The organism is Bacillus sp. TH17 (genome assembly GCF_016651125.1).
GTDB lineage: Bacteria > Bacillota > Bacilli > Bacillales > Bacillaceae_G > Bacillus_A > Bacillus_A mycoides.
This window is the reverse complement of sequence record NZ_JAEKEN010000001.1, coordinates 4,081,145-4,107,063: the sequence shown is the minus strand read 5'-3', so window position 1 is coordinate 4,107,063 and position 25,919 is coordinate 4,081,145. Positions and strand designations below refer to the sequence as shown.

The 25,919-nt window shown below is 36.3% G+C and carries 27 protein-coding genes, 4 pseudogenes and 1 other annotated feature; of the genes and pseudogenes, 19 read left to right on the top strand and 12 right to left on the bottom strand.

All coding sequences use genetic code 11. The features are described 5' to 3' along the window. The first annotated feature begins 8 nt into the window (after positions 1 to 8). From JFT95_RS21050 to ccpA, 4 genes and pseudogenes are all read left to right on the top strand, one after another. Positions 9 to 890: an IS3 family transposase gene (locus tag JFT95_RS21050; RefSeq protein WP_002140633.1), complete on the top strand. Its 882-nt coding sequence runs from the start codon at positions 9 to 11 to the stop codon at positions 888 to 890. A gap of 142 nt (positions 891 to 1,032) precedes the next feature. Next, the gene (locus JFT95_RS21045; protein WP_002015611.1) at positions 1,033 to 2,049 is read left to right on the top strand and encodes a CamS family sex pheromone protein; all 1,017 of its coding nucleotides are present in this window, start codon (positions 1,033 to 1,035) and stop codon (positions 2,047 to 2,049) included. A 172-nt stretch (positions 2,050 to 2,221) separates the two neighbouring features. After that, positions 2,222 to 2,701 (top strand): annotated as a pseudogene (locus tag JFT95_RS29370) (bifunctional 3-deoxy-7-phosphoheptulonate synthase/chorismate mutase); the annotation flags it as partial. A gap of 276 nt (positions 2,702 to 2,977) precedes the next feature. Continuing rightward, positions 2,978 to 3,976, top strand: coding sequence for a catabolite control protein A (gene ccpA / locus JFT95_RS21030; protein WP_002034370.1), 999 nt, complete (start codon positions 2,978 to 2,980; stop codon positions 3,974 to 3,976). Positions 3,977 to 4,010: 34 nt separating this feature from the next. Here ccpA and JFT95_RS21025 read toward each other — a convergent pair whose 3' ends face one another. Continuing rightward, a complete protein-coding gene (locus JFT95_RS21025) occupies positions 4,011 to 4,373 on the bottom strand; it encodes a DUF4288 domain-containing protein (protein WP_201053168.1) in 363 nt (120 codons plus the stop codon). 15 nt (positions 4,374 to 4,388) lie between these two features. After that, positions 4,389 to 4,496, bottom strand: a pseudogene (locus JFT95_RS21020) (DUF3949 domain-containing protein); the annotation flags it as partial. Positions 4,497 to 4,607: 111 nt separating this feature from the next. On the opposite strand from JFT95_RS21020, the gene JFT95_RS21015 reads away from it, so the two are divergent. After that, positions 4,608 to 4,880: a DUF3917 domain-containing protein gene (locus JFT95_RS21015; RefSeq protein WP_000636592.1), complete on the top strand. Its 273-nt coding sequence runs from the start codon at positions 4,608 to 4,610 to the stop codon at positions 4,878 to 4,880. Between the two features lie 49 nt (positions 4,881 to 4,929). On the opposite strand, the gene mscL is transcribed toward JFT95_RS21015, so the two are convergent. The 3 genes from mscL to JFT95_RS21000 all read right to left on the bottom strand — a co-directional run bounded on the left by mscL (position 4,930) and on the right by JFT95_RS21000 (position 7,194). After that, on the bottom strand, positions 4,930 to 5,322 hold the full coding sequence (gene mscL, locus JFT95_RS21010; protein WP_002143414.1) for a large conductance mechanosensitive channel protein MscL: 393 nt from the start codon (positions 5,320 to 5,322) through the stop codon (positions 4,930 to 4,932). A gap of 128 nt (positions 5,323 to 5,450) precedes the next feature. Then, on the bottom strand, positions 5,451 to 6,377 hold the full coding sequence (locus JFT95_RS21005) for a Gfo/Idh/MocA family protein (RefSeq protein WP_201053165.1): 927 nt from the start codon (positions 6,375 to 6,377) through the stop codon (positions 5,451 to 5,453). A 136-nt stretch (positions 6,378 to 6,513) separates the two neighbouring features. Beyond that, on the bottom strand, positions 6,514 to 7,194 hold the full coding sequence (locus JFT95_RS21000) for an ankyrin repeat domain-containing protein (protein WP_201053163.1): 681 nt from the start codon (positions 7,192 to 7,194) through the stop codon (positions 6,514 to 6,516). A gap of 295 nt (positions 7,195 to 7,489) precedes the next feature. Here JFT95_RS21000 and JFT95_RS20995 point away from each other — a divergent pair, with 295 nt between their 5' ends. The 3 genes from JFT95_RS20995 (at position 7,490) to JFT95_RS20985 (ending at position 10,028) form a co-directional block, all read left to right on the top strand. After that, positions 7,490 to 8,944 carry a sensor histidine kinase gene (locus JFT95_RS20995; RefSeq protein ID WP_201053162.1) on the top strand — a complete coding sequence of 485 codons (1,455 nt, stop codon included), beginning with the start codon at positions 7,490 to 7,492 and terminating at the stop codon, positions 8,942 to 8,944. Between the two features lies 1 nt (position 8,945). After that, positions 8,946 to 9,635 (top strand): response regulator transcription factor, encoded by a 690-nt coding sequence (locus JFT95_RS20990; protein WP_002015585.1) that lies wholly within the window; start codon positions 8,946 to 8,948, stop codon positions 9,633 to 9,635. Positions 9,636 to 9,758: 123 nt separating this feature from the next. Next, a complete protein-coding gene (locus JFT95_RS20985; RefSeq protein WP_002129432.1) occupies positions 9,759 to 10,028 on the top strand; it encodes a hypothetical protein in 270 nt (89 codons plus the stop codon). 66 nt (positions 10,029 to 10,094) lie between these two features. Here the strand turns inward: JFT95_RS20985 and JFT95_RS20980 are convergent. The 4 genes and pseudogenes from JFT95_RS20980 to acuA all read right to left on the bottom strand — a co-directional run bounded on the left by JFT95_RS20980 (position 10,095) and on the right by acuA (position 13,549). Further along, positions 10,095 to 10,955: pseudogene (locus JFT95_RS20980) on the bottom strand (alpha/beta fold hydrolase). A gap of 135 nt (positions 10,956 to 11,090) precedes the next feature. Then, a complete protein-coding gene (acuC, locus tag JFT95_RS20975) occupies positions 11,091 to 12,257 on the bottom strand; it encodes an acetoin utilization protein AcuC (protein WP_078175968.1) in 1,167 nt (388 codons plus the stop codon). Beyond that, positions 12,254 to 12,898: an acetoin utilization AcuB family protein gene (locus JFT95_RS20970; RefSeq protein WP_000634566.1), complete on the bottom strand. Its 645-nt coding sequence runs from the start codon at positions 12,896 to 12,898 to the stop codon at positions 12,254 to 12,256. The genes acuC and JFT95_RS20970 overlap by 4 nt, the downstream gene beginning before the upstream one ends. An 18-nt stretch (positions 12,899 to 12,916) precedes the next feature. Then, complete coding sequence (acuA, locus tag JFT95_RS20965) at positions 12,917 to 13,549, bottom strand: acetoin utilization protein acetyltransferase AcuA (RefSeq protein ID WP_002089011.1); 633 nt, start codon at positions 13,547 to 13,549, stop codon at positions 12,917 to 12,919. A gap of 176 nt (positions 13,550 to 13,725) precedes the next feature. On the opposite strand from acuA, the gene acsA reads away from it, so the two are divergent. The 6 genes from acsA to tyrS all read left to right on the top strand — a co-directional run bounded on the left by acsA (position 13,726) and on the right by tyrS (position 18,998). Next, a complete protein-coding gene (gene acsA / locus JFT95_RS20960) occupies positions 13,726 to 15,444 on the top strand; it encodes an acetate--CoA ligase (RefSeq protein WP_003191836.1) in 1,719 nt (572 codons plus the stop codon). A 90-nt stretch (positions 15,445 to 15,534) separates the two neighbouring features. Next, positions 15,535 to 16,092 (top strand): maltose acetyltransferase domain-containing protein, encoded by a 558-nt coding sequence (locus JFT95_RS20955; RefSeq protein WP_002143401.1) that lies wholly within the window; start codon positions 15,535 to 15,537, stop codon positions 16,090 to 16,092. A gap of 66 nt (positions 16,093 to 16,158) precedes the next feature. Continuing rightward, positions 16,159 to 16,614, top strand: a complete 456-nt coding sequence (locus tag JFT95_RS20950; protein WP_002143400.1) for a hypothetical protein — start codon at positions 16,159 to 16,161, stop codon at positions 16,612 to 16,614. Next, on the top strand, positions 16,595 to 17,140 hold the full coding sequence (locus tag JFT95_RS20945; RefSeq protein WP_002143399.1) for an RNA polymerase sigma factor: 546 nt from the start codon (positions 16,595 to 16,597) through the stop codon (positions 17,138 to 17,140). The genes JFT95_RS20950 and JFT95_RS20945 overlap by 20 nt, the downstream gene beginning before the upstream one ends. Next, positions 17,121 to 17,366 (top strand): hypothetical protein, encoded by a 246-nt coding sequence (locus JFT95_RS20940; protein WP_001293781.1) that lies wholly within the window; start codon positions 17,121 to 17,123, stop codon positions 17,364 to 17,366. The genes JFT95_RS20945 and JFT95_RS20940 overlap by 20 nt, the downstream gene beginning before the upstream one ends. Before the next feature lie 77 nt (positions 17,367 to 17,443). Next, positions 17,444 to 17,672, top strand: a binding site (T-box leader). Positions 17,673 to 17,741: 69 nt separating this feature from the next. After that, positions 17,742 to 18,998 carry a tyrosine--tRNA ligase gene (gene tyrS / locus JFT95_RS20935; RefSeq protein WP_201053160.1) on the top strand — a complete coding sequence of 419 codons (1,257 nt, stop codon included), beginning with the start codon at positions 17,742 to 17,744 and terminating at the stop codon, positions 18,996 to 18,998. 78 nt (positions 18,999 to 19,076) lie between these two features. On the opposite strand, the gene JFT95_RS20930 is transcribed toward tyrS, so the two are convergent. Further along, positions 19,077 to 19,379 (bottom strand): YjdJ family protein, encoded by a 303-nt coding sequence (locus JFT95_RS20930; RefSeq protein ID WP_060750626.1) that lies wholly within the window; start codon positions 19,377 to 19,379, stop codon positions 19,077 to 19,079. Positions 19,380 to 19,529: 150 nt separating this feature from the next. Here JFT95_RS20930 and JFT95_RS20925 point away from each other — a divergent pair, with 150 nt between their 5' ends. Then, positions 19,530 to 19,658: a hypothetical protein gene (locus JFT95_RS20925; protein ID WP_000050938.1), complete on the top strand. Its 129-nt coding sequence runs from the start codon at positions 19,530 to 19,532 to the stop codon at positions 19,656 to 19,658. A gap of 379 nt (positions 19,659 to 20,037) precedes the next feature. Here the strand turns inward: JFT95_RS20925 and rpsD are convergent, their stop codons facing one another. Continuing rightward, complete coding sequence (gene rpsD / locus JFT95_RS20920) at positions 20,038 to 20,640, bottom strand: 30S ribosomal protein S4 (protein WP_002015568.1); 603 nt, start codon at positions 20,638 to 20,640, stop codon at positions 20,038 to 20,040. 398 nt (positions 20,641 to 21,038) lie between these two features. Between rpsD and megL the strand changes: the two genes are divergently transcribed. Then, entirely contained in the window at positions 21,039 to 22,217 is a 1,179-nt protein-coding gene (megL, locus tag JFT95_RS20915; RefSeq protein ID WP_016092437.1) for a methionine gamma-lyase, read from the top strand. Between the two features lie 62 nt (positions 22,218 to 22,279). Here the strand turns inward: megL and JFT95_RS20910 are convergent, their stop codons facing one another. Beyond that, entirely contained in the window at positions 22,280 to 22,759 is a 480-nt protein-coding gene (locus JFT95_RS20910; RefSeq protein ID WP_002138633.1) for a GAF domain-containing protein, read from the bottom strand. 147 nt (positions 22,760 to 22,906) lie between these two features. Here JFT95_RS20910 and refZ point away from each other — a divergent pair, with 147 nt between their 5' ends. From refZ to ezrA, 3 genes and pseudogenes are all read left to right on the top strand, one after another. Then, complete coding sequence (gene refZ / locus JFT95_RS20905) at positions 22,907 to 23,545, top strand: forespore capture DNA-binding protein RefZ (protein ID WP_060750625.1); 639 nt, start codon at positions 22,907 to 22,909, stop codon at positions 23,543 to 23,545. Between the two features lie 87 nt (positions 23,546 to 23,632). Next, positions 23,633 to 23,926, top strand: a pseudogene (locus tag JFT95_RS20900) (LysR family transcriptional regulator substrate-binding protein); the annotation flags it as partial. 248 nt (positions 23,927 to 24,174) lie between these two features. Continuing rightward, positions 24,175 to 25,884 carry a septation ring formation regulator EzrA gene (ezrA, locus tag JFT95_RS20895; protein WP_201053158.1) on the top strand — a complete coding sequence of 570 codons (1,710 nt, stop codon included), beginning with the start codon at positions 24,175 to 24,177 and terminating at the stop codon, positions 25,882 to 25,884. Positions 25,885 to 25,919 lie beyond the last annotated feature (35 nt).

The window sequence follows — 25,919 nt, the reverse complement described above, 5'->3', positions numbered from 1 at the left end:
AAGGAGGAATGAAAGTCGTATCCAAAATAAAAAAATTCGAAGTCATCCATGAAATGACAAAAACAGGTTATACAGTGACCATTCTATGCGATATTGCTGGTGTAACCAGAAGTGGATACTACAAATGGCTAAAACGGCATACGACGCCTTCTAAAAAACAATCAGAGGATATCGAAATTAAGAAAAAGATATTGGAGTGTCATAAAAAATTAAGAGGAATTTATGGATATAGAAGAATACAAGTGTGGCTGAAAGCCACATATAACCTTCATTTGAACCATAAGCACATCCAAAGATTGATGAGTGAACTAGGTATCAAAGCCGTAATTAGGAAAAAACGACCTTATTACGGAAAAAAAGAAGCTTATGTGATTTCAGAGAACCATCTAAATAGGGAGTTTCAGGCTTCAAAACCGAATGAGAAATGGGTAACCGATATTACCTATTTGATTTTCAATGGACAGCGCTTGTACTTATCCGCTATTAAGGATTTATACAATAATGAAATTGTTGCCTATGAAACCAGTCGTAGAAACGACTTAAAGCTTGTGTTAGATACGCTTAAAAAGGCAAAGAAAAAACGAAATGTGAAGGGAATCCTCTTACATAGTGATCAAGGATCCCAGTATACATCTCGTCAATATAATCAATTACTTAAAAAATATCAGATGAAGGCAAGTATGTCTCGAAGAGGCAACTGTTGGGATAATGCTTGTATGGAAAACTTCTTCAGTCACTTTAAGGCAGAGTGTTTTCATTTATACTCCTTCCGTAAAGCGAATGAGGTCAAACTTGCCGTGCGTAAATATATGCACTTTTATAATCATCAAAGATTTCAAAAGAAATTAAATAACCTGAGTCCATATAAATATAGAACTCAGGTTGCTTAGTTGCGCTTTTTAAATACTGTCTACTTGACAGGGGTCACTGCAAAGGGCTTGCTTCTTTTTTATTTTGTTGCAATATGTTTAGTGGTACACTAGAGATACTTTAAAACTAAGTAAATTGACTTTTGAAAGTGGGTTTTAAGCAATGAAGAAAATGGCATTATGCATCGCAAGTTTAAGTTTATTACTGGGGGCTTGCAGCAATAATACTATTGAGAAGAAAGATGAAGTTGTACAGAAGGATACGAAAGAAAAAAGTATGATTCCAAGAACTGCTGTTTCTAAGGATTACTATAGAACTGTTATTCCTTTAAAAGAACAAAAGGTAATTAATACAGTTAATGTTAAAACTAATTCTAAACTAGATTTAGCAGAATATGAAAATGGTTTAATGGATATTGCTTCAAAACAATTCGATACAGAAAATTACGTATTACAATTAAATCAATATATTCCAGAGAAAACAATTGATGAATTAGTTACGAAACAAGAAGTACCAGTTTTGACTAATATTATAGAACAGGACTACTTCGGCAAACAAAATTCAAATGAACTAAGCTTATCTGGCGTTGTTATTGGTTTATCTATGTCTTCAAGTGTATCTAATGAGGAAGCTATTTCTAAAGGTACTGAAGTCGCTAAGGGGCTTATAGAAGCTATTAATAAAAATGATAAATATAACAAATCTCCAATTACGTTTGCTATATTCAAGCAAGAAAGTACAAGTTCTTTAAAGAATGGTACTTATATTTCAAGCGCTACTGTTCAAAAGAACGAGACTAATCTTGGAAATTGGGATACTATTGATGAAAAGTCGTATTCGTATCCTTCTCAAGAATTTGGGGGGGCACATGGAGAAGATAATGATAAGCTAAAGAAATTTTCTGAAGCAATGAAGGCATTTTCTCCAGGAGATTATATCCCTGTTAATGCTAAGATTTCTTATAAGCAAAATAAGATGGATAAATTAAAGATGGATATTGTCGTTAAATATAACGGTAAGTCAGAATTAATGGCACTCTCTCAAACGGCTGCTCAAAGTATGTTAGAACAATTTCCTAAAGATGCTAAAGTTCAATTACAAATAAAGTCCGAGAATAAAATCGAGGCTGTTATTATAAAAGAGAAGAACAGCGATAAACCGTTTGTTTCTTTCCTATAATAAAAAAAGACAGTTTTTAAGCTGAGGCTACTGAAAAAGTGAATACTTCGAGAAAAACATTTCGAATTTCCTAAAGATGTTGAAAGAAGAAAGGAGGTCATTACCTGTACATAGTAGGGAATGACCTCTTTTTTCTTATGAAATAGACTCTTTCAGTGCCTTCTTTAAAGTGTCAGATTATGTTGATGTTATTCAAATTGGCGCTCGCAATATGCAAAACTTTGAACTGTTAAAGGCAGCTGGTGCTGTAAATAAACCAATATTATTAAAGCGTGGTTTATCAGCAACAATTGAAGAATTTATTAATGTAGCAGAATATAGTATGGCAGAGGGGAATGGTACTATCATTTTATGTGAGCGTGGTATTCGCACATATGAATCAGCAACGCGTAATACGCTTGATATTTCCGCTGTGCCAATTTAAAAGAAAGAAACACATTTCCCTGTTGTTGTCGATGTAACACACCCTACAGGGCGACGTGACCTTCTCTTACCGTTTGCAAAAGCGGCTATGGCAATTGGTGCTTTTGCTATTATGGCTGAAGTACATCCAGACCCAGCAGTTGCATTATCAGATGCAGCGCAGCAAATGGACATTCCAGAATTCAATGAGTTTATGAAAGAATTAAAAGCATTCGGAAGTAAATTATAAAAAGATTTCTTAGTCTATGTAGCCCTTGTTACATAGCTTTTTTACAAAAATTGACCTTTTTTGCATAAAAAATACGAAAATACGAGAAAAGAAGCGAATTTTTTCGAAACTTTTGCGGGAAAATATTGTATGACCCTGTGTTTTTAGCGTATCATTAGTAAAAGGAAGAACTCGGGACGATTGTTGGCATCTGCAAATAGAGTTGATGTCTTTTTTTCATTCAAGTGAACCGATACATAAAAATAGATAACATAAATAGAAGGAGTGTACGAAGAGATGAACGTAACAATCTATGATGTAGCGCGTGAAGCAAATGTTTCAATGGCTACCGTATCACGCGTTGTGAATGGTAACCCAAATGTAAAGCCTACAACAAGAAAGAAAGTATTAGAAGCAATTGATCGTTTAGGATACCGCCCGAATGCGGTAGCACGTGGACTAGCAAGTAAGAAGACAACTACAGTGGGTGTTATTATTCCTGATATCTCAAATACGTTTTATGCAGAACTTGCTCGTGGAATTGAAGATATCGCAACAATGTACAAATATAACATCATTTTAAGTAACTCTGACCAGAACAAAGAGAAAGAGTTCCACTTATTAAATACGATGCTTGGGAAACAAGTGGACGGGATTGTTTTCATGGGTGAAGATATTACAGATATTCACGTTGAAGAGTTCAAAAAATCTCCAGTACCAATTGTATTAGCAGCGTCATTTGATGAACAAAATGAAACGTCATCAGTAAATATTGATTATACACAAGCAGCTTACGATGCAATGAAGCATTTTATTGAGCAAGGACATAAACGTATCGGTTTCGTCTCTGGTCCTTTCATTAATAAAGCAGGAAGCGCGAAGAAGTTACAAGGTTATAAAAAAGCTTTAGAAGAAGCAGGTATTTCATATGATGAAAATCTTATAATTGATGGAGATTACACATATGATTCAGGTATAGAAGCGTTTGAAAGACTTTGGGGCATGGATGAAAAACCAACAGCAATCTTCGTATCTTCTGATGAAATGGCACTAGGTGTAATCCACGCAGCACAAGACGCGGGATTAAACGTACCAACGGATATCGAAGTGCTTGGTTTTGACAACACACGTCTTGCATTAATGGTTCGTCCGCAACTTTCGACAGTTGTACAACCAATGTATGATATCGGTGCAGTAGCAATGCGTCTACTAACGAAATATATGAACAAAGAAAAAGTAGAAGATCACTCAGTTATCTTACCTCACCGTATCCAATTTAGAGATTCAACGAAGTAAGAATAAGAGAGCTCACAGCGATAGCTGTGAGCTTTTATTCATATTCAGGATAATGGTGTTTAACTACTGTATCTACACTTTCAGTTTTCTTAACATGTAAAAGGCGTGCATATAATTCTTTTCCTGTCTCAAATGGTGTGTCATCTAATTCGAAAACATGCAACACTTTTCTAAACGTCCATGTTACTTGCTCACCGTACATATTATCGTACGTATCTTCAGACTGTAGAGCTATCTTTTCACCTAGCTCATGAGCTTCCTCTAAACTGTTCGCCTTAACGAGAATGATATTTTCTTCAAAAAGTGTATCGTGATTCTCTTCATAATGTTCATCAATTTTACTAGGATTAGGTTTACCTGAATGGACAGATTCAAATAATAATTTTACAGCATACACATGAGATCAGTCTCCTTATGCTGAATGTCTTACTTTATAAACAATACTCGCGATAAGTGAAGCGGGTATTGTAAATACGTTACTTTGATAATGATAATGTATTTGGGATTCTTCATAAGACATTCGCTACAGTTTGGATTATTCCTTGTTATATGTCACACAAGTGCAAATTTAACTATTATAGGGCAATGTCATGTATAATAGAAAGAAAAGGCTTGTGAGGGGGGAGAAGAGATGATCGTTCTTTGGATAATTACGCTTTGCATGACTGCTATTTTTGCATATATGACGTTAAAACAAAATGGCTTAAAGCGATTTGTTCCAGGAAGTATTCTTGCAGGAATCGCCCTTATCACGTATGTAATTTCTATTTTTATTGAAAGTGTATCAGTGGACATGAGCACAAGTTTAATGTTCATGGGTATTACACTATTTGCAGGTAGTATTATGGTACTTATGGTTGCTGGTATTATTTTATTTATTCATATGAATTCGGAAACTTTATAGCATATAGAAAAGGCATGTCCCGAGGGGGCATGCCTTTTTATCCGTTCAATTATGCTCTATCTTTAGAAGAGTTTTGTTGTTTTAGTAAGTCGCGAATTTCGCTAAGAAGAACTTCTTCTTTTGTTGCTTTTTCTTCTTTCTTTTCAGCTTCTCTTTTTAAAGTCATTTTGTTAAAGACTTTAACGAAAATGAAGATTGCAAATGCAACAATTAGGAAGTCAAATATCGTTTGGATAAAGTTACCATATTTAATAGAGGCCTCGCCTACTGTGAATTTTAATCCTGTGAAGTTAATTCCCCCCATTAATAAACCTATTAATGGTGTAATGATATCTTTTACTAAAGAACTAACGATTTTACCGAATGCAGCACCGATTACAACCCCGACAGCTAGATCAATGACGTTTCCCTTTAAAGCGAACTTTTTAAATTCATTCCACATGTGTTAATCCCATCCTTTCCACGATTCAATATGAAATTTATAATTCCTATCAACATATTCTATAGAAATTTGCGAGAGAAATAAAGAGGAAATGGGAATGAAAGTAAATTCTGAAAAATGTATCCGTTTTAATTTTTAGTTGCATTCTCCAGTAGAGATTGCAACAGTTGCTGCGTTTTTAATCCTTCTAATCCATCTACAACAGGTTTTGTATCTCCGTGAACACATTCGATAAAATGATGAACAGCATCTTCAAAACCGCGCTGTTTTAACGTCGTATCCCATGATGGTGAACCGCTTTGCGAAACGGAGTTTTCTTGTTCAATTTCAAATGTATTCATATTTTTTACGCGAATAATTTTCCCTGTCGTTACAAGTTCAATTTGTTCTAAGTTTGTACCTGCATGGCGATGCATCGCGGTAGAAAGTAACAGTCCACTTGGAGTTGTATATGTATGGTGTCCGTAAAGAAGTTCATTCTTTTCATTAATTTGCATCATATTATGAACGACGTTAAGATCATCATTAGCTAACCAGCGAGCAGTATCTACAATATGTAAGTAATCATCTAACATAGTAAAGTCATACGTATATGGCCCCACCTTATTTGTGCGGTGCTTTTCAATTCGAATCCATGAAGTATCATTAGCTTGCTCTTTGGCAGTAACGTACATAGGAACGAAACGGCGATTAAATCCCACCATTAACTTTCGATTATACTTTTCACTCATTTCAACTAGCTTCTCTGCTTGCTCAGTAGTAGCAGCTAGCGGCTTATCAACATAAACATCGATTCCTTTTTTCAGAAGTTCAGAAACGATTTCATAATGTGTAGCAGTTGAACTATGAACGAAAGCCGCATCACATTCTGAAGCGAGTGCCTGAAGGTTAGCGAAATCTTGAATACGATATTGCTCGCAAATTTGTTTTCTTTTATTAACATTAGGTGTAAACGCTCCCACAAAAGTCCAATCAGTTTCCTTTGTCAGTGTTGGAAGGTAAGCCTTTTGTGCAATACTACCTAATCCAATCATTCCAATACGAGGTTTGCTCATGTTTTTTTCCCACCCTATTATAAATATATAAGTTGTCTAGCTGTATAGCTATGTGACGAAATAACTGTAGCATAGACTGGGGATAATGGCAAAAAATAGATTTGAAAATGATACGTTTTTTATAGGAAATGAGCTTTTATTTATTTGTCGCTAACAAAATCTTCTCTATCTCTTCAAAGTTATGAACACGGGCATGCTCTAGCGGGGTAACACCATCGTTGTCTGGAATATTTACATCTGCACCGTGCTCAATAAGAAGCTGAATGACTTGTTGCTGTGTTTCGTTTCCGTTACTTAGTACGATGGCTTCCATTAAAGCGGTCCACCCGAGATTATTTACATGGTTAACATCAATAGTTGTTCGCGTAAGGAGTTCTTTAATAACATCAATATAGCCATGTTCTGAGGCGGGGATAAGAGCTGTTCCGCCGTAACGATTTGTAAGCGATGGATCTGCACCGGCATCAATCGTTAGTTTTAAAATATCAAAGTAACCTTCTGCACCGGCGTATAGAAAGGGATTGTTTTTCATATCGTCTTGGATATTTACGTCAGCCCCTGCTTCAATAAGCGCTTTTGCAGTTTTTACATCATTTTTGTATGTAGAAATCATAAGAGGGGTACGTCCTTTATTGTCCGTTATATTTATGTCAGCCCCTTTTTTGAGTAATGATATAACAGTATTCGTTTCTTGTTTCTCAGTAGCTGTTAGTAGTGCTGTCTCCATGTTTGTCATCTCCTTTTTTACTTCTTGTTCTTGCGAGCATCCTTGCAAAAAAATTACGCAACAGATCATGCTTAATGTTTTTTTGAACATGGAATTCCAACCTCCTCATTTCAACTGTAAAATAAGAACATTAAATTTTTATAAACTGACGCTAAAATTACTATAAAATCGCTTGAGTATTTGAACATATATTTTTATGCTTATGAATAACAAGGTTTGTTAAAGTGAAACTTTAATCAGTGGGGGGTACCCCCCACTGATTATTAGTTGAACCAATCGGGCTTTTATGTGCAGTTGATCCCTACCTAACTTCGTTGCTTTCTCTGAATTTTGAGGTGGGGGGTCTTACTGCCCGTTAATGCGGGATAAAGTGAGGATGTAACATATGTCTATTAAAACAAGATTTTTATTTTCTTATATCGCTGTTATTCTCGTTTCCATCACGCTCATATTAGTCGCGGGATTTTTAATTGTTTTTTCCATAACAGGAGACTTGGAATCAGTGAAAAATTTCTATAAAAGTTCCTATATTCAAAAGCCGCTTACGCCAGAAGAAGAGAATACGTATATTGAATTGAAATTAGCGGCAAAGAAAAATCAATCACAACTATTAGATGAATCGTTCGTTTCATCACTTGAAAAAGAAGGTGTGAAAATAGTTGTAAGAAAGGGAGAAACGATTTCTTATGCTACAAAAATATTTGAAGGTGTATCTTTAAAAGAAGCCATTCCGAAATTTGAATCAGCAAATATTAATAGTCGTGGTACAACGGAACTAGGCGATACATTTTATCGATATGTAAAATTTGATTTTTATTTTCCCGGAGATGAAGAAGGGAGTATATTTGTACTAAAAAGGCAGAGTTCATTTGTCGATCTTACACAAAAATTATTTCCAATTTTGTTCGGAGCGCTTTTACTGTTAGCCATTTTACTCATAGGGTTATTAAGTTATTTCGTCTCAAGAAGTGTGATAAAACCAATTTTTGTATTGAAAGATGCGACTGGGAGAATTAAAGAAGGGGATTTAGATTTTCAAATTCCAGTTACATCCTATGATGAGATTGGGCGATTAAATCAAGGGTTTGAGGAAATGAGGAAGAGATTAAAAGAGTCGATAGAGATGCAAGCACAGTATGAAGAAAATCGAAAAGAACTCATTTCAAACATATCTCATGATTTAAAAACACCGATTACATCTATTATTGGATATGTAGAAGGCATAAAAGATGGAGTCGCAAATACGCCAGAAAAAATGGATAAGTATTTAACGACCATTCATACGAAGGCAAAACATATGGATACACTCATTGATGAGCTCTTTTTGTTTTCAAAGCTTGATTTGAATCGAGTTCCCTTTCAGTTTGAAACGATAGAGTTAAACGTGTTTATGCAGGAATTATTAGAAGAGATGCAGATGGATTTAAGTGAGGAAGGTATAGAAGTTTATTTACAATTACATTCATCACCACTATATGTAACGGCCGATTGCGAAAAGATAAATAGAGTGATATCAAATTTAATTCATAATAGTGTGAAATACATGGATAAAGAAGAGAAGAAAATTACTGTAACAGTATTGAGTGATAACAATAAAGTTATTGTGAAAGTGATGGACAATGGGTCAGGTATAGAAGCTGATACGCTGCCGTATATATTTGAGCGGTTTTATCGTGCAGAGCAATCGCGAAATTCTAGCACAGGTGGAAGTGGACTTGGCTTAGCGATAGCGAAGCAAATTGTTGAAGAACATGGCGGGGAAATTTGGGCGGAAAGTAAGCTTTGGGAAGGTACAAGTATTTTCTTCTCATTGAAAAAAGTACAGGAATGTGGTGAGTAGAATGAAGAGAATTTTACTAGTAGAAGATGAAATAAGTATTGCAGAATTACAGCGAGATTATTTAGAAATTAGTGATTTTCAAGTCGATGTAGAGTATTCAGGTGAAATAGGTCTACAAATGGCTCTTCAGGAAGACTATGATTTAATTATTTTAGATATTATGCTTCCGAAAATGAATGGTTTTGAAATTTGTAAACAAATACGTGCTATAAAAGACATTCCGATTTTACTTGTTTCAGCAAAGAAGGAGGATATAGATAAAATTCGCGGACTCGGTTTAGGCGCGGATGATTATATAACGAAGCCGTTTAGTCCAAGTGAATTAGTCGCAAGAGTAAAAGCACATATTTCTCGTTATGAAAGATTATCAGGAAATGTGAGTAAGCAACGCGATACGTTATATATTCATGGAATTTCTATCGATCAGCGAGCGAGAAAAGTTTTTATAAACAATGAAGAAATTGCGTTTACAACGAAAGAATTTGATTTATTAACATTCTTTGTAACGCATCCAAACCAAGTATTAAATAAAGAACAGTTATTTGAACGTATTTGGGGACTAGAATCAGCTGGCGATTTAGCCACTGTCGTTGTTCACATTAGAAAGCTACGTGAAAAAATTGAAAGAGATCCTGCTCACCCGCAATATATTGAAACAGTGTGGGGAGCTGGTTATCGCTTTAATGTGTAATGTACCTGCCAAGTAATTGGTAGGTTTTTTATGTTATTCGAACAAAAAGGGAATAATAGGTAATTTATGTTAAAATATAAAGAGAGATAAAACATAGGAGAGCATGAGAGGGCGTGCTACATTTTGGGAGATACATTAAAAGATAATAAATCAAACAAGGCTTTAAAGATTGGAACCAATATCATACTTATCTTACTAATTATCGGTGCAATACAAATGTTTTATGATGAAGATTCTACGAATGATCATTTCGGTGGGTTATTTATGATGGTCTTTTTTGGAATTAAAATAATTTCTAATTTTATGATGAGTATAAAAGCAGGAGATAAAAAGTCGATATTCATTGATGTAGGCTTAATGATTTTTTTGTTCTTCTTGTTGTTTCTAGTGTGAAATATTTCTTTTGAAAAAAGTTCATATTCTTATAGAGGCTGTGAGCTTTCCTTAGTAATAACGGTACTAGTGTAACGATTTATAAAATGTTTGAGTAGTAGAAGTAAACTGAGCAGCTTCTTCTAAAAAAGGATAATGGTTACTCTCCTCAAATATCACAAAGATAGAATTACGTATACCCTCATGCATCTCGATAGAATATTGGATCGGGCACTGTACATCATGTCTTCCGCATATAATAAGGGTCTTTGTTTGGATGGAAGGTAAATTCTCTCTTAAATCAAATGACGGATATTCATTGGCGAAAGTGTTCATCCGGCTAGCGGACATTGTTTTTTGGATTGGTTTACAAAAATAAGAGTTGTAGTTTTCTGGTTTATACAATGATAATTTTGTTCTCTTAGTAGATAATTCTTTTCGTTCTGCATTTGTAAGATGAGGGCTTTTCAAGTTTTCGATGAGTTGTTGCATATAATGAAACTGAGGATGTGCTGGGTGATAAATGCAAAATAGTGTTTCGGTATAGTTACTTGCTGCGGCTCCGGCCATGACTAATGATTGTAAGGAATTTGGATATGTAATCGCATATTAAAGTCCAAGCATACCGCCTGTTGAGTGGCCAGCGAAATGCCATGTTGGGAGTTGTAAAGTTTCTCGTATTGCTTCTAAGTCGTGAACGGTTTCAATCATACTTAATTCTTTTTCTGAATTGGCTTTTGCTGAGTTACCAGCGTTTCGTAAATTAATGAGCAATACACGATGCGTAGCAGTGAAAACATCCGCAAAGTAATCGCCAGTTTCATTAAATTGTGAATAGTGATGTGTAATGCAAAGCGGTTCGCCATTTCCTTTTGTAAAGATTTCAAATGTGCCACGTTTCGTGTTGATTATTTGTTGTGTCCACATAATATCACGACCTTTTCTCATAAAAGTTGCACCGGCTAATTCTTAAATAAAATATATCAGCGAATCTCAAAATATATCGACTTACCGACAGAAAACGACAATAATAGCTAGCTATAAATAAAAGGAGGCTGTTCAAAAAGCGAGCCTCCTCTCTGTTTAATATAAAGATTTTGTCATATTATTCCGAATAATTTCAAGAGATTTCGCTACAGTTAATGCATTTTTTTCTTCGATTTCTGGTTTTCTAGGGATAGGTTGATACATGTTGTCTGGATCTTCCCATGTAAGGGGAAGGTCGGTTTCTGCTTGTCCTTTCCAAGCGTCAATCCATTCTGGAGGGAGATAACCTGAGATGTTTTGGATGTTGTTCATTTCGAGCCAAATGAGTGCCCAAGCTCTTGGTACGACGCGCCAGTGATCATAGCCACCACCGCCGACAGCAATCCAGCGACCGTCGCAATATTCATTAGCGATTTCACGAGCGAGCTTCGGTATTTCACGGTAAATGTTCATCGTTGCGCAAAGGTGTGTAAGTGGATCGTAATAATGTGCATCAGCACCATTTTGCGTTAAAATAATATCCGGTTTAAAGTATGCTGCCACTTCTTTTACAACTGTTCGATATGAATCTAAAAACGATTCGTCTTCTGTAAAAGCGTCGAGTGGAACGTTAAAAGAATAATTATATCCATTTCCTTGTCCACGTTCATTTACTGCGCCAGTTCCAGGAAATAAATAACGCCCAGTTTCGTGTAATGAAATGGTGCATACGTTAGGATCGTCGTAAAAAGACCATTGTACCCCGTCGCCGTGATGAGCATCTGTATCAATATATAAAACGCGTAAACCGTATTTCTTCTGAATATATTTCATTGCGATAGAGCTATCGTTATAAATACAAAAGCCAGATGCTTTACCACGAAAGCCATGATGTAAGCCGCCGCCTAAATTGAGGGCGTGCTTTACTTTCCCAGAAATAACAGCATCGACAGCTGTTAATGTTCCGCCAACGAGTAATGCACTTGCTTCATGCATATTTGGAAACATTGGTGTATCTTCTGTTCCAAGCCCATATGTCATCGCAATTGATTTTTCTAGCTTTCCTTCTCCAGCAAGTTTTACCGCATTTATGTACTCCTCTGTATGAATGAATGCAATTTCCTCATCTGTAGCCATTCTTGGCGAGATGACTTGAGAAGGGGAGATAAAACCACTCTTTTGTAATAAATCATACGTGAGTGTGACGCGTAGTTGGTTAAAAGGATGATCAGGGCTAAAAGAATAGCCCCGAAAGTCATCCGAATAAATGAAGGCGCTGCTCATGCTTGCATCCCCATTATGTTTGGCCATAATACGCGGTAGCCCTCTGCTTCGAGTGCATCAATCACTTTTAGAGGATTCATCGTTTGAATGCGGAAAACGAGTACTTTATCATTCTCATCTTTTGCTGGATAGACGAGAACGCTCACAATATTTATTTGTAAATCACTAAAAATAGCAACGACTTTTCCAAGAATACCAGGTTCATTTTTCACTTGAATTTCAATTTGTGAACTCGGTTGATGAGCTCCTGTTAATTTCACTAACGTGTGCAGCACTGTAGATTCAGAAATGATACCTACGAGTTTTCCAGCTTTCGTAACAGGAAGACAGCCTATTTTATTTTCAAAAAATAAAGTCGCAATTTCCTCAACGAAATCGAGAGGGTGACAAGTCATAACAGGGTGTTTCATTATGAGTTCAAGCGGTTGCTTCAGCATATCCAGTGAAACTTGTTCATCTAAAATAGACGGACTTGCATCTCTTACATCCCGATCAGAAATAATGCCTACGACATGATTATTTTGATCGACAATTGGAATGTGCCGAATGCCTTTCGTACGTATCGTTCGGATTGCTGTTTCAATTGTATCGTTTGGATGCAGTGTCACTACATCTTGATTCATAATTTCTTCTACAATCATTCCAGTTGCCCCCCTTTATTAATACATAAAACGATTGTGAAAACGTAGACGATCGAATGCTTGAATGGAATCCGTATCAACACGTTTACCGATGCGGACCATTAAACAGTTGGCAGGATGTGAACAAATTTCAGGATCATCTGTAGCCATCCATTGTAAACCACCAGCATTCATCATTTTTTCCATTACTTTTCGGTATTCCCAAACATTTAAGCCTGTTTGTTTTAAATCCCAGTGCCAATAATATTCAGTCGTTAATATAATGTAATCTTCCATATGATCGTCCATCATTGAAACTTCTAATAAATTTTTTCCGACAGAGCAACCACGAAAGGCTGGGACAACTTCAATCGCCCCGAGTTCAATTAAGTTTTCAATCTTTCCTTCTGACCATCGCTCGAGCGGATCAGGATATAAGTATGTAACATATCCAACGATCGTTTGGTCATGTCTAGCAATAATGAGACGAGCTTCTGGTAATTTAGAAATTTCGACAATTGCTTTATATTGCTGCTCGGCAGGACGAAACGCAATTAAGTCTTGATGAAATTCATACATTTCAAGATTATGTGTAGAGACAGGACCTTCAATAATTAAAGTGCCTTTCGCTGTTTTTAAGTTTCTGGCATTATATATTTTTTTATGAATCAATTTATTGCTCACCACCTTGAGGGTTTGTGAATCTATTAATATCGTACTTTATAATATATGCGATGTGAATCGAATTTTGTCATTAAAAATTTGTCTAAAAATCAACAAAAATACTGAAAATTTTAAATAATGTTATTATAATAGATAATAGAATACATAGGAGGGGGATGTAAAGTATGAAAGTGGAAACGCTTCCTGTCATTAAAGGAGAAAATAATTTGCCGAATTATGAAGAGGCATACGCGAATTTTAACTGGGAAGAGGTTAATAAAAATTTTACTTGGAATGAAACAGGACGAGTAAATATGGCGTATGAGGCAATTGATAAGCATGCGAAATCCGATCGAAAGAATAAAGTAGCACTTTATTATCAAGATGGATCGCGAAAAGAGAAATATACGTTTAAGGAAATGAAGGATTTTTCTAATAAAGCAGGAAATGTCCTGAAAAACTATGGCGATGTTGAGAAAGGCGATCGCGTTTTTATTTTTATGCCGCGTTCCCCAGAATTATATTTCGCACTTTTAGGTGCAGTGAAATTAGGGGCAATTGTTGGACCATTATTTGAAGCATTTATGGAAGGCGCAGTTCGCGATCGTTTAGAAGATAGCGAAGCTAAGGTGTTAATTACAACTCCTGAATTGTTAGAGCGCATACCATTAAATGATTTACCTGCTTTAAAAACAGTCTTCCTTGTTGGAGACAATGCAGAAGAAGGCGGTAAAACTGTAGCGTTCAATCCTTTATTTGAACAAGCTTCAAAAGAATTACATATCGAGTGGTTAGGCCGTGAAGACGGTTTAATTCTACATTACACATCTGGTTCTACTGGTAAGCCAAAAGGCGTCCTTCATGCTCAAAACGCAATGGTTCAGCACTATCAAACAGCGAAATGGGTATTAGATTTAAAAGAAGATGATGTATATTGGTGTACAGCTGACCCAGGCTGGGTAACTGGAACAGCTTACGGTATTTTTGCACCGTGGTTAGTGGGAGCATCAAATGTTATTTTAGGCGGGAGATTTAGTCCAGAGGCATGGTATGAAGCACTGCAAGATTACGGTGTAACAGTTTGGTATAGTGCACCGACAGCGTTCCGTATGTTAATGGGAGCTGGACAAGACGCAATTAAAAAATATGATTTATCACAAGTGCGTCACGTATTAAGTGTTGGTGAGCCATTAAATCCAGAAGTAATTCGCTGGGGTATGAGCGCATTTGGACTTCGTATTCATGATACGTGGTGGATGACAGAAACAGGCGGACAAGTTATTTGTAACTATCCTTGTATGGAAATCCGTCCAGGTTCAATGGGGAAACCAATTCCGGGTGTGAAAGCAGCGATTGTTGATAATGAAGGAAATGAAGTGCCTCCATACACAATGGGGAACTTAGCAATTGGTAAAGGGTGGCCATCTATGATGCGTGCGGTTTGGAATAACCCACAAAAATATGATTCTTACTTTATGCCGGGAGATTGGTACGTATCAGGTGACTCTGCTTATATGGATGAAGATGGATACTTCTGGTTCCAAGGACGTATTGACGATGTAATTATGACGTCAGGTGAGCGTGTTGGTCCGTTTGAAGTAGAAAGTAAATTAATCGAGCATGCTGCTGTAGCAGAAGCTGGTGTAATTGGTATTCCTGATCCAGTACGCGGGGAAATCATTAAAGCATTTATCGCGCTTCGCGTGGGATACGAACCATCTGAAGAATTAAAAGAAGAGATTCGTCAATTTGTAAAAAAAGGCTTAGCAGCTCATGCAGCGCCAAGACAAATTGAATTTAGAGATAAATTACCGAAAACGAGAAGTGGTAAAATTATGCGCCGTGTATTAAAAGCTTGGGAGCTAAACTTACCAACAGGTGACTTATCAACGATGGAAGATTAAGAAGGAAGGGTCTGAACAAGTAATATGTTCAGACCTTTCTTTTTTTATGGTATCATAAACTTATACATACGAGTTAAAGGGGAGAAGGAAATGAAAACAGAAAAAGAAAAGATGATACTTGGGGAAATGTACATACCAGCTGATCCTGTTTTGATTCAAGAGAGGGAGCAGGCTCGTATATTAACGAGAAAATTAAATGAAACACCAGAAGTACAATTAAAAGAGCGTAGCGAAATCGTAAAAGAACTATTCGGAACGACTGGAGATAACATTCATCTTGAATCTTCTTTTAGATGTGATTACGGCTATAACATTCACGTTGGTGAAAATTTTTACGCGAACTTTGATTGTACGATTTTAGACGTATGCCCGGTGACAATCGGAGTGAACTGCATGTTAGCTCCAGGTGTTCACATTTATACAGCAACACACCCGCTTGATCCAGTAGAGCGCATAAGCGGATCAGAATACGGAAAACCAGTTACAATTGGCGATAACGTATGGATTGGCGGAAGAGCGATTATTAATCCAGGTGTAACAATTGGAGACAATGCGGTTATCGCATCTGGCGCCGTTGTAACGAAAGATGTGCCGGATAATGTAGTAGTGGGCGGGAATCCTGCGAGAATCATAAAAAAAATAAAATAATATTTGAACGAAGCGCCTTCCTCGTCTGTATACATTTATGAAAGAATAGATGAGGGAGGCTTTTTTATGTCTAATAAATTACTTCTTGCTTTTGCCGTAATTGGAATTATCGTCGTATTTTCTTGTGGTTTGCTATTACCGATGCCAATCGGATTTAAAGTATCAATGATTACAGCCGGTGTCATGATGATTGTTATGTTTTCAATCATTATTCCGTTTGATAGAAAACATATAGTACGGAAAAAAGGATATAAAATTGATTTTACAAAAACAAAAGTGTATTTTCGCTGGAATGTATTTGATACGATTTCGGCTTGTTTGGCAGTGTATGCGTGCGTATGTGTGCAAGCATTAAATATTTTAGTTTCAACCGGACAGACAATTCAAAACCCGTATGTTCAATTTTTTACGAATCAATCGCAAGTATGGATTATTGTCGCAAGTTGCTATTTAATTTCCCGCATTTCATTAACATTAAAAGGAATAAAGGAGATCAAAAATCATGGCGCAGATTGGGATTGAGGAAGAGCTCATGCTTGCGTATCAAAGTGGAGATAAGCAGGCAGGAGAAAAACTATATGTTTTGATCAAACCAGCGCTATACACATTTTTATATCGATTTAACCGAGATGAACAATTAAGTATCGATCTCGTGCAAGATACATTTTTGACATTAGAACGAAAGAAACATATGTATGAACCTGAAAAAGGTAAAATAAAAACGTATTTATTTCAAATTGGTTATCGTCTTATGATTAATAAATTAAATAGAAGAAAAAAGTGGCGTACGCTTTTGCCATTTTTAGTGCCGATTCAGGAAAAAGAATTTTCTCACGAAGATCGGCTCACAGTAAGAGCGGCAATTTTGAAAGTTCCTGAAGAACAGCGAGCTGTCCTTATTCTTTCTTATTATCATGATATGCAGCAAAAAGAGATTGCGGAGATATTAAACATTCCGGTTGGAACAGTGAAGTCGAGACTCCATAACGGGATAAAGAAATTGAAACAATTGCTGGAGGTGGATGAAATTGAGCGAAAATCCCTTTAAGAGTGAATATAAATTAAAACAGCATTTAGATAGTGACCATGTAGAAATACCGGATTTTCCAAAAACGGTAAGTCGCTTCGATCGATTAATCGGATTTCTTGGTTCTCCAGCGAAAGATCCTGTGGAGGCAACGATTGGAAATGATTTATCGGTTGTGTTTCATGTATCGTTATTAGTTGGAGTTCCAATTCTTTCTCTTATTACGATACTCTTTGCGACGTTGTAAAGGATTGGCAAGGAGAGAAACCCTACCTCTATTTGACACGCCTATATAAATGATGGTATAAAGAAAAGTATATGAATAATTGAGCGTGGAAAGGGAGAAGTAGTGATCATTTCCCTGTTTTAGAGAGCTGATGGTCGGTGGAAATCAGCACATAGATGATCGCGAATTACGCCCCTAGAGCATCTTTTTTCGATTGAAGTGTATTCAAAAGGGAAAAGACGGTGCTAAGCCGTTATGTAAATAAGGTGGTAGGCTTTTTTTGCCTGCAACTAGGGTGGTAACGCGATAATCAAAATCGTCCCTTATTTAAGGGGCGATTTTTTTATGTTTTCAACCTTCACGCCAGTAATGAACTTAAAGGAGAGTATGTAGGATATGGGTATTTTACAAGATCTTGAATTTCGCGGTCTAATTAACCAGCAAACAGATGCTGAGGGCCTTGAGCAATTATTAGAAAAAGAAAGCGTTAAATTATACTGTGGTTTCGATCCGACAGCGGATAGCTTACACATCGGTCATATGTTACCAGTATTAATGTTACGTCGTTTCCAATTAGCTGGTCACCAACCAATCGCACTTGTTGGCGGTGGTACTGGTATGATCGGTGACCCAAGTGGTAAAAAAGCTGAACGTACATTAAATACGAAAGATACAGTTGCTTACTACACAGAAAGCATTAAAAACCAACTTTCAAACTTCTTAGAGTTCGAAAACGTGGACAACCCAGCAACAATGGCTAATAACTATGATTGGCTTGGTAACTTAGATGTAATTTCATTCTTACGCGATATCGGTAAAAACTTCGGTTTAAACTATATGTTAGCAAAAGATACAGTAGCATCTCGTTTAGATACTGGTATTTCATTTACTGAGTTTAGTTATATGATTTTACAATCATACGACTTCTTAAACTTATACCAAAACCATAATTGCCGTCTACAAATCGGTGGTAGTGACCAATGGGGTAACATTACAGCTGGTCTTGAATTAATCCGTAAATCAGAAGAAGATGCGAAAGCGTTCGGTTTAACAATTCCACTAGTTACAAAATCTGACGGTACGAAGTTTGGTAAAACAGAGGGCGGCGCAATTTGGTTAGACCCAGAGAAAACAACTCCTTACGAGTTCTACCAATTCTGGATTAACACAGATGACCGCGACGTTGTTAAATACTTAAAATACTTCACATTCTTATCTCATGAAGAAATTCTTGAGCTTGAAAAGCAAGTAACTGAAGCACCAGAAAAACGTGCAGCACAAAAATCATTAGGATCTGAAATGACAAAACTTGTTCACGGCGAAGAAGCGTTAGAGCAAGCAATTAAAATTTCAGCTGCATTATTCAGTGGCTCTGTAGCAGAACTTACTGCAAGCGAAATCGAGCAAGGATTCAAAGACGTACCATCTGTAGAACGCACTGCAGAAGATACAGTATTAATCGACTTACTTGTAGAAAGTAAAATTTCACCATCTAAACGTCAAGCACGTGAAGATGTAACTAACGGTGCAATCTACGTAAACGGTGAGCGTACACAAGCGTTAGACTACGTTGTAACAAAAAACGACCGCATCGAAGGTAAATTCACAATCATTCGCCGCGGTAAGAAGAAATATTTCTTAATTCGTTACTAATCAGAAACGAATGTAAAACAAATAGTACCCCGAATGGTAGGCTGAAAAGTCTATCGTTCGGGGTTTTTATGTATGCATTTAAATTGCCTCATGATTTCTTTTAAATAGAATATGAAGAATTAATACGAGCATGTAAAGTAAGCTAATTAGCATAACGACAAATGCCCCGGGATAAAATTTTGCCGCATATATAAAGAAATCGATTTGATAAATATCGTCATAATGTGAAACGTACCCTTTAAAATAATTCGTAAACTTAGCGCTATATTTCCATTCATCAGGATAATCTATTAAATTACTCCCTTGATACCAACTCATAAGTGCTGAAGTAATAAAAAGCATACAGGCACTACCCAATTGAACCATTTGATTTATTGTCAAAATGAAACAACCTCCTATTTAATGGTTATTATAGCGTGCATTCGTATTCCTGTAACCTTTTTGTTGTAATCTCCTTTTCGAGTTCATACGGAAATCACATGTAAGCGGTATGATAAATGTATAACAAATAGAAAGGAGTGGTAAAACAAAATGTCACTAGAAGCGCTCATTATTTTTTCTTTGCTAAACGCTGGTCAGCTTGCAGAGCATTCGAAGGTTGATGTACATAAAGAGCAGAAAGATGCTTATGTATATGTTCAAAAAGAGGAAAATAAATAACTTTAATATATAAATAAGGGCTATCAGAGAGAACGTTTTAGTTTCTTTGGTAGCTTTTTCTATTGAGATATAATTTGGAAGTAATGAAATAAGGAGTAGTCTGAAAACGAAATGATTATATGTTTAAGGGAATAAGTATAACAGCATGTAATGAAGATGGATTATAAAATTTTGCACAATAAACGGAGCCAGTATTAAAGAGAATCCAATCGTTGGAATGAATAAAAGAGAAGTAATGACGATTATCCATAACTCATGAAAAAACTGCCTTGAAGTATCTTACTACACATACGACATTTATATAAATAAAAAAAGCCCAGGTCCCTTGATAAACAAGGTTCCTAAGGCTTTTAATAATACTCTTTGCAGAGTACCGAGATTAACGAGAGTAGAACTCTACGATTAATGCTTCGTTGATTTCAGCTGCTAACTCAGAACGCTCAGCGTGACGAGTGTAAGTAGCTTCTAACTTATCAGCATCGAAAGTTAAGTATTCTGGTACGAAGTTGTTAACTTCGATCGCTTCTTTAACAACAACAAGGCTGTTAGATTTTTCGCGAACGCTGATAGTTTGGTTAGGTTTAACGCGGTAAGATGGGATATCTACGCGAGCGCCATCAACCGTGATGTGACCGTGGTTTACTAATTGGCGAGCTGCACGACGAGTGCGAGCTAAGCCCATGCGGTAAACTAGGTTGTCAAGACGAGCTTCAAGAAGGATCATGAAGTTTTCGCCGTGCTTACCAGGCATTTTACCTGCTTGGTCAAATGTGCGACGGAATTGACGTTCAGTCATGCCGTACATGTGACGAAGTTTTTGTTTCTCTTGTAATTGTAAACCGTATTCTGAAAGTTTCTTACGTTGGTTAGGACCGTGAGGACCTGGTGCGTAAGGGCGTTTTTCTAATTCTTTTCCTGTGCCGCTTAGAGAGATTCCAAGACGACGAGACAGTTTCCATGCTGGACCTGTATAACGAGCCATAGTTGACTCCTCCTTTAAAAATGTTTTTATTTTCGTAAAATAAAAACAGACGTAATCGATATTTACGGGTATTTTGTTTTCATGTACCTTCGCTCCAGCAGCAGGGAGTTACGAGATACACCTCCGCAGAGGAACAAAATACAAACGATAAACTCACATTACAAGGCTGCCTTTTTATTTTACACAAACGCTATTATATCTTTTACTTACAGTTTCGTCAAGAGACTCCCTTTTTGTTTTATGCAGATAAATTTTGGGAATTAACAAGAAGGAATTTAAAACAATATAAAAGAAAAGATAGAAGCACAAATAAAACGCTTACATAAAATGTAGTAAAAATGTTCATCAGTTTTTTACTGGTGGATATGTGGCAATAAAGACATAAGGGGGATGTTTTTATGAAAAAGAAGCATATGGAGACAGCGTTAATTCATCACGGTTATACATCAGAGGAACATAAAGGAAGTTTAACACCACCTTTATTTCAAACGTCTACATTCACATTTGAGACTGCGCAACAAGGAGAAGCGAGTTTTGCGGGAGAAGATCCATCTTATATTTATTCAAGGCTTGGGAATCCAACTGTGAAATTATTTGAAGAACGTATGGCTGTTTTAGAAGATGGAGAGGAGGCGCTGGCGTTCGGTTCAGGTATGGCAGCCATTTCAGCAACTTTAATCGGTTTTCTAAAGGCTGGAGATCATATTATTTGTTCAAATGGATTATATGGATGTACGTACGGTTTTTTAGAAGTATTAGAAGAGAAATTTATGATTACTCATTCGTTTTGTGATATGGAGACAGAGACTGATATTGAAAATAAAATTCGTCCAAATACAAAGCTCATTTTCGTTGAAACACCGATAAATCCAACGATGAAATTAATTGATTTAGAAAAGGTGATTGGGGTAGCGAAGCGCAATGATTTGCTTGTTATTGTCGATAATACGTTTTGTTCACCTTATTTACAAAGACCTCTTGAGCTCGGTTGTGACGCCGTCGTTCACAGTGCGACAAAATATATTGGTGGTCACGGGGATGTTGTAGCGGGTGTAACAATTTGTAGAACGAAAACGTTAGCTGACAAAATCCGTCCGATGCGAAAAGATATCGGCGGTATTATGGCGCCGTTTGACGCGTGGTTATTGTTACGCGGATTAAAAACATTAGCAGTAAGAATGGATCGTCATTGTGATAATGCGGAAAAAATTGTATCGTTTTTGAAAAATCATGAAGCAGTAGAAGGTGTTTGGTATCCGGAGGGAGAATTAGCATCTCGGCAAATGAAACGAGGTGGGGGCGTTATTTCTTTTTCAATTAAAGGCGGGAAAGAAGAAACACAGTCGTTTATCAATGACCTCCATTTTATTACAATTGCCGTAAGTTTAGGTGATACAGAAACGTTAATTCAGCATCCAGCGACGATGACGCATGCAGCTATTCCGGCTGAACTAAGAAAAGAAATGGGTATTTTTGATAATTTAATACGCCTATCTGTCGGCTTAGAATCATGGGAAGATATCGTTTCTGATTTAGAACAGGCACTAAAGAAGATATCTACTGTTAGTAATCAATAAAAAAGAGTGAGCTATCGGTTTCGTACGTTACGTACGTAATCGATAGCTCACTCTTTTCTTTATTAAATATGTTTTAGGAGTGTTTCCACAAACTTTTCTAAATAGTGCTGATCTACTTCATCGAAACGATTTTTTTCAGGACTATCAATATCAAGCACACCAATGATATTTCCTTCTTTCATAATCGGTACAACGATTTCAGAATTAGAGGCACTATCGCAAGCGATATGTCCTGGGAATTGGTGAACATCTGCTACAAGTTGCGTTGTTTTTGTTTCAGCTGCAACGCCGCAAACACCACGTCCGAACGGAATACGCACGCAAGCTGGCATCCCTTGGAATGGTCCAAGAACAAGTTGATTTCCTTCTGTTACATAAAAGCCAACCCAATTAACGCGATCTAAAAATTGATTTAATAGTGCGGACGCATTTGATAAGTTTGCGACTACGTTCGGTTCGCCAGTTAATAATGCATCCAGTTGTTTAATTACTGTCTCATATTGCTCTTCACGAGATCCTGCATAACTTTCTTTTGTAAACATGGAAACAACTCCCTTTTTAGCGAGATATGTAAAACGATAGCAAAATACGATGTATTTCACATGACTTTGTCGATAGAAAATTAAAGGAATTTGTCTTAAAAGTCAAGAAATTTAAACTATAGCTGTTCAGTGAGAGGAAGTGAGCGCATGAAACAGACGAAACAAAAAGTAATTGATGCGGCAATATCGTTGTTTAATACGAAAGGTTATGATGGAACGTCGGTGCGAGAAATTGCAAAGCGAGCGGATGTGAATGTAGCGAATATTTCATATTATTTTGCTGGAAAGCAAGGGTTATTAGAACAGCTTATTACTGATTTTTTAGAAGGATATATTCACGTAATTGAAACGTCATTTGAACAGAGAGAATATTTATCGGCTAAAGATGTGATGGTGCAAATGGTGCGCGGGATTTTACGATATCAATTTGATAATAGAGAACTGACACGTTTTTTTTATAGAGAGCTTTCGCTTGATACGACATTAATTCGTGAAGTGATGACCGTTTATTTTTCTAGAGAAAGATATTATATAGAGCAAATCATTAAACAAGGACAAATGAAGCAAGAATTTAAAAAGATATCTTTTACAATGTTTATGACGCAATTAAAAGGCATGATAAATATGCCGTTTTTATATCCACAATATATATCAGAGGTGCTACACTCATTTCCGTCTGAGACGTTTTTCTTAGAAATGTATACGAAGGAAATTGAGCAATGGATGGAACGAACATTATATAAAGCGAGTATGTATTATGAACTACCAAGAGCTGTTCATATGTGAAAAATCCCCACCTAACGAACTGAGGTGGGGATTTTTATATGTTGTTTTCTTTGCCATAAATTTTTGCATACTAGCGCAATAATTGTTAATGAACAGCTAATTGTATACCTAGAAATATGTGATGTAAGGAAAATGATTATGAATGTGTTTCAATGTATGGGCGCGAAACCAATAATTGCGGTTGAAACATCTTATGCAGAACCGATGATTGCGATGGTAGGAGCTGGACTTGGTATAACATTGCTTCCGGAAACCGCTTTACAGTAAGCCGTAATGCAAGGTAACGTACGTGCGATTTCTGTAGAACCACCACTAATGCGAAAGATTTATTTCGTCTCTCATATGAAAGAGAGCTCGTTATCCTGCATTAACTGCCGGTAAAAGTCTTACCTTTATTGCATTCATTTGAGGACGGATAATGGAATAAGTGGAATATTAAGAAATATTACAATCACATGTAAAGAAACATGAAATTTTAAAAAAAACTAGGTCAAAAACACGTCATTACATGGTATGATTAGAACATTGTTAGTTGTTAAATATAGGGGAATTCCCTTTTTATACATAATGCCTTCCATTTCATAAACGGAACGGACAAAAAAAGAGATATAACTAGGAGGCTTTTTTGCATGGATTCTATCCTGACGATCGTTATCATTGTAGTAAGCTCTATTCTAGTGCTGCTCATGATAGAGCTTGTGATAAGAAATCGTTCATATAAAGATATTGAAGCACTGGAGCAGTGGAAACAAGAGATAAAAGATAAACCTGTGGCAGATGAACTAAAGCGGGTAAAAGATTTAAATATGACAGGTCAAACAGAAGAGCTGTTTGGTAAATGGCGTGAAGAGTGGGATGAAATTGTATCAACAACTCTTCCGAAAGCTGAAAAAGATTTAGGGCAAGCGCGAAAATTCGCCTCGCAATTCTCCTTCCGCAAAGCAAAGCATGCGATGAAAGAATCCATAAGTGGTTTAGATGACGCTGATAATCGTATTACAGACATTTTAAATGAATTACAGCAACTGTTAGAAAGCCATGAGAAAAATAGCGCGGAAATTGAAGGGTTACGTGATACATATCGTAGTATGAAAAAGAGCGTTCTTGCTCATCGACACATGTATGGAGTAGCTGAGCAAAAAATTGAAGAGATGTTAGATGTTGAATCCGAGAAGTTCAAAACTTTTGAAGAGGCAACAGATAATGGTGATTATTTAAAAGCGAGAGAAATTGTTATTAGTTTAGAAGAAGGTTTAGCAAGTTTAGAAATCGTTATTCATCAAATTCCGGATTTATTGGTAGAGTGTCAAGCGACATTACCAGTTCAGCTGGAAGATTTATTACAAGGTCATGATGATATGATAAGACAAGGCTATGTATTAGAGTATTTGGAAATCCCTAAAGAAGTCCGCGATATGACGACACAACTACACACATGTTTAATGGATATACAGGAACTTCATATAACAGAAGCAGCAGAAAAAGTAGAGAACTTAAAAACTCGTTTAGACAGTTTTTATGATCAACTTGAACAAGAAGTGCATGCGAAACATTATGTGGAGCAAAAAACACTGTCTGTTTATGAAGATTTAGAAGAAATTCGTACAGAAACAATTGAAACGAAAATAGAAACACAACTTGTGAAACAAAGTTATCAATTACAAGACAAAGATATTGAGTCACAAAAAGTAATTGAAAAGCAAATGCATATTTTAATGAAACGTTTTGAAGTGTTACAAATACGCGTTGCTGAACAAGATATTGCATTCTCTATCATTCGTGAGGAACTAGAAGAGGTTTATGAGCAATGTGAAACTTTAAAAGTACTTCATGCAGAATATAAAGAAATGCTGCAAACGATGCGCAAAGAAGAATTTGAAGCACGTGAGAAGTTACAAGAAATGCGAAATACAATTTTTGAGACGAAACGTTTTATGCAAAAGTCGAATTTACCAGGTCTTCCAGAGAGTATTATGGAAGATTTACAAAAAGGGCAAATGGCGATGCAAGCTGTATATGAGCAATTAGAAGTAAAGCCGTTAAATATGAATACTGTAAATAGCAGTTTAGAAGAAGCATACACAGTTGTGAATGGTGTATCTGAAATGACAGAAGAAGTAATTGGACAAGCTTATTTAGTTGAAAAACTAATTCAATACGGTAACCGATACCGCAGTCATGATGAGAATCTTGCAGAAAGCTTAAATTATGCGGAGAAATTATTCCGTGAATATCAATACGATGCAGCTTTAGAACAAGCGGCTTCTATATTAGAGCAACTTGAACCTGGTGTTGTTCAAAAAATAGCTGAATATGTAGACAATGAGCAAACCCTTTAATAAAGGGTTTGTTTTTTTGTGTAATTTTGAAGTCG

Coding starts and splice junctions, on each gene's coding strand:
- JFT95_RS21050 (WP_002140633.1), top strand. CDS start 9: ATGAAAGTCGTATCCAAAATAAAAAAATTCGAAGTCATCCATGAAATG.
- JFT95_RS21045 (WP_002015611.1), top strand. CDS start 1,033: ATGAAGAAAATGGCATTATGCATCGCAAGTTTAAGTTTATTACTGGGG.
- ccpA (WP_002034370.1), top strand. CDS start 2,978: ATGAACGTAACAATCTATGATGTAGCGCGTGAAGCAAATGTTTCAATG.
- JFT95_RS21015 (WP_000636592.1), top strand. CDS start 4,608: ATGATCGTTCTTTGGATAATTACGCTTTGCATGACTGCTATTTTTGCA.
- mscL (WP_002143414.1), bottom strand. CDS start 5,322: ATGTGGAATGAATTTAAAAAGTTCGCTTTAAAGGGAAACGTCATTGAT.
- JFT95_RS21005 (WP_201053165.1), bottom strand. CDS start 6,377: ATGAGCAAACCTCGTATTGGAATGATTGGATTAGGTAGTATTGCACAA.
- JFT95_RS21000 (WP_201053163.1), bottom strand. CDS start 7,194: ATGTTCAAAAAAACATTAAGCATGATCTGTTGCGTAATTTTTTTGCAA.
- JFT95_RS20995 (WP_201053162.1), top strand. CDS start 7,490: ATGTCTATTAAAACAAGATTTTTATTTTCTTATATCGCTGTTATTCTC.
- JFT95_RS20990 (WP_002015585.1), top strand. CDS start 8,946: ATGAAGAGAATTTTACTAGTAGAAGATGAAATAAGTATTGCAGAATTA.
- acuC (WP_078175968.1), bottom strand. CDS start 12,257: ATGAGCAGCGCCTTCATTTATTCGGATGACTTTCGGGGCTATTCTTTT.
- JFT95_RS20970 (WP_000634566.1), bottom strand. CDS start 12,898: ATGATTGTAGAAGAAATTATGAATCAAGATGTAGTGACACTGCATCCA.
- acsA (WP_003191836.1), top strand. CDS start 13,726: ATGAAAGTGGAAACGCTTCCTGTCATTAAAGGAGAAAATAATTTGCCG.
- JFT95_RS20955 (WP_002143401.1), top strand. CDS start 15,535: ATGAAAACAGAAAAAGAAAAGATGATACTTGGGGAAATGTACATACCA.
- JFT95_RS20950 (WP_002143400.1), top strand. CDS start 16,159: ATGTCTAATAAATTACTTCTTGCTTTTGCCGTAATTGGAATTATCGTC.
- JFT95_RS20945 (WP_002143399.1), top strand. CDS start 16,595: ATGGCGCAGATTGGGATTGAGGAAGAGCTCATGCTTGCGTATCAAAGT.
- tyrS (WP_201053160.1), top strand. CDS start 17,742: ATGGGTATTTTACAAGATCTTGAATTTCGCGGTCTAATTAACCAGCAA.
- JFT95_RS20925 (WP_000050938.1), top strand. CDS start 19,530: ATGTCACTAGAAGCGCTCATTATTTTTTCTTTGCTAAACGCTGGTCAG.
- rpsD (WP_002015568.1), bottom strand. CDS start 20,640: ATGGCTCGTTATACAGGTCCAGCATGGAAACTGTCTCGTCGTCTTGGA.
- megL (WP_016092437.1), top strand. CDS start 21,039: ATGAAAAAGAAGCATATGGAGACAGCGTTAATTCATCACGGTTATACA.
- JFT95_RS20910 (WP_002138633.1), bottom strand. CDS start 22,759: ATGTTTACAAAAGAAAGTTATGCAGGATCTCGTGAAGAGCAATATGAG.
- refZ (WP_060750625.1), top strand. CDS start 22,907: ATGAAACAGACGAAACAAAAAGTAATTGATGCGGCAATATCGTTGTTT.
- ezrA (WP_201053158.1), top strand. CDS start 24,175: ATGGATTCTATCCTGACGATCGTTATCATTGTAGTAAGCTCTATTCTA.